1 protein-coding gene is annotated in these 1,011 nt (G+C 42.7%); it reads left to right on the top strand.

Annotated elements, in window-relative coordinates:
* Positions 1-193: 193 nt before the first annotated feature.
* Positions 194-1,011: branched-chain-amino-acid transaminase (gene ilvE / locus A3729_RS04380; protein WP_068633271.1), on the top strand; the 818-nt coding region annotated here is incomplete at its 3' end.

Here is a 1,011-nt window from a genome sequence, read left to right as displayed (position 1 = left end):
TTTGAAGGGCCATACTTGCAACTTTATTGATATATCGTCATTGATTGGCGATCTAGGTAGTTTATACTAGGCAGAATTTTATGAATTGAGTGCAGTCTGCTGAAAAATATCGCTGCGATAAGCAATTCACACCGAGCAAAATTGATTCCGGAAGCTTATTTCAAGGCTTCCATTTACAGACTTAGGAATAGTAATGGCCGCATTTGGAACCGTTTTCATGCCTAAAATGGCACTGGCAAGCTACGAAAACAATTCTTGGACCTCTTCAAGTATCATTTCATCCGATAAACTGGAATTACACCCGGGTGCCCATGTCTTGCATTATTCCAGTACATGCTTTGAAGGCTTGAAAGCATTTAAGCATAAAGATGGCAGCATTAATATTTTTCGTATGGATGCCAATGTTCAGCGTATGGCCCAGAGTACAGATTTATTATTCCTACCCGAAATTAACAAAGAACAATTAGGCGATATGATTAAAGAAATCGTCGGACTTTATGTAGAAGACGTACCTGAAGCGCCAGGTTCTATGTATATTCGTCCGACTCATATCGGCACGGAACCAAGCATTGGAAAAGCCGCGGTCTCTTCTGCGACGTCGCTTCTATATGTTTTGTTATCACCCGTAGGTGATTACTTTTCTGGTGGCGTTAAGCCCTTAAGGCTATTGCTAGAAGAAGACGGTATGCGTTGTGCTCCTCATATGGGAATGATTAAGAGTGGTGGTAACTATGCCAGTGCATTAGGCCCAATTGCTCGTGCACGCAACACTAACAATGCTGATCAAGTGCTTTTCTGCCCGAATGGTGATGTACAGGAAACCGGTGCAGCAAACTTCATTCTGATTGATGGAAACGAGATCATAACTAAGGCCTTGGATAGTTCTTTCTTACACGGCATTACTCGTGACTCAATATTAACGATTGCCCGCGATATGGGAATGACCGTGAGCGAACGTGATTTCACGGTAAGTGAATTGATTGAACGCGCACAAAAGCCAGGTACCGAAGC

The sequence above is a fragment of the Oleiphilus sp. HI0043 genome, assembly GCF_001634935.1.
The sequence above is the reverse complement of the archived record's forward strand: the minus strand, read 5'-3'. Positions and strand labels throughout refer to the sequence as shown.